The sequence below is a fragment of the Variovorax sp. SG517 genome (assembly GCF_013376045.1).
Classification (GTDB): Bacteria; Pseudomonadota; Gammaproteobacteria; order Burkholderiales; family Burkholderiaceae_C; genus Variovorax.
In genome coordinates this window covers 1-1,126 of record NZ_JABMJG010000030.1, presented here as the reverse complement: position 1 = coordinate 1,126, position 1,126 = coordinate 1, and the positions used below count along the sequence as shown (strand labels likewise).

At 63.5% G+C, this 1,126-nt stretch carries 1 protein-coding gene; it reads left to right on the top strand.

Annotated elements, in window-relative coordinates; all coding sequences use genetic code 11:
• Positions 1-5 precede the first annotated feature (5 nt).
• Positions 6-1,126 (top strand): elongation factor Tu (gene tuf / locus FHT32_RS34770; RefSeq protein ID WP_176669064.1); only part of this gene is annotated, 1,121 nt, incomplete at its 3' end.

The following is a 1,126-nucleotide window of genomic DNA, read 5'->3' as shown; positions in this document are numbered from 1 at the left end:
GAAAAATGGCAAAAGGTAAATTCACCCGCACCAAGCCGCACGTGAACGTGGGCACGATCGGTCACGTCGACCACGGCAAGACCACGCTGACGGCTGCGATCGCAACGGTGCTGTCGTCGAAGTTCGGCGGCGAAGCCAAGGCCTACGACCAGATCGACGCTGCGCCTGAAGAAAAGGCCCGCGGCATCACGATCAACACCGCGCACGTCGAGTACGAAACGGCCAACCGCCACTACGCACACGTCGACTGCCCCGGCCACGCCGACTACGTGAAGAACATGATCACCGGCGCCGCCCAGATGGACGGCGCGATCCTGGTGTGCTCGGCCGCCGACGGCCCGATGCCCCAGACCCGTGAGCACATCCTGCTGGCTCGCCAGGTGGGCGTGGGCTACATCATCGTGTTCCTGAACAAGTGCGACATGGTCGACGACAAGGAACTGCTCGAGCTGGTCGAAATGGAAGTCCGCGAACTCCTCGACAAGTACGAATTCCCCGGCGACGACACCCCCATCATCCACGGCTCGGCCAAGCTGGCCCTGGAAGGCGACAAGGGCGAACTCGGCGAAGGCTCGATCATGAAGCTGGCCGAAGCGCTGGACACGTACATCCCGACGCCCGAGCGCGCCGTGGACGGCACGTTCCTGATGCCCGTGGAAGACGTGTTCTCGATCTCGGGTCGCGGCACGGTGGTGACCGGCGCCGTCGAGCGCGGCGTGATCAAGGTCGGTGAAGAAATCGAAATCGTGGGCATCCGCCCGACGGTCAAGACCACCTGCACCGGCGTGGAAATGTTCCGCAAGCTGCTGGACCAAGGTCAAGCCGGCGACAACGTGGGCGTGCTGCTGCGCGGCACGAAGCGCGAAGAAGTCGAGCGCGGCCAAGTGCTGTGCAAGCCCGGCTCGATCAAGCCGCACACGCACTTCACCGCCGAGGTGTACGTTCTGTCGAAGGACGAGGGCGGCCGTCACACGCCGTTCTTCAACAACTACCGTCCGCAGTTCTACTTCCGCACGACGGACGTGACCGGCGCGATCGAGCTGCCCAAGGACAAGGAAATGGTCATGCCCGGCGACAACGTCAGCATCACCGTGAAGCTGATCGCTCCGATCGCCATGGAAGAAGG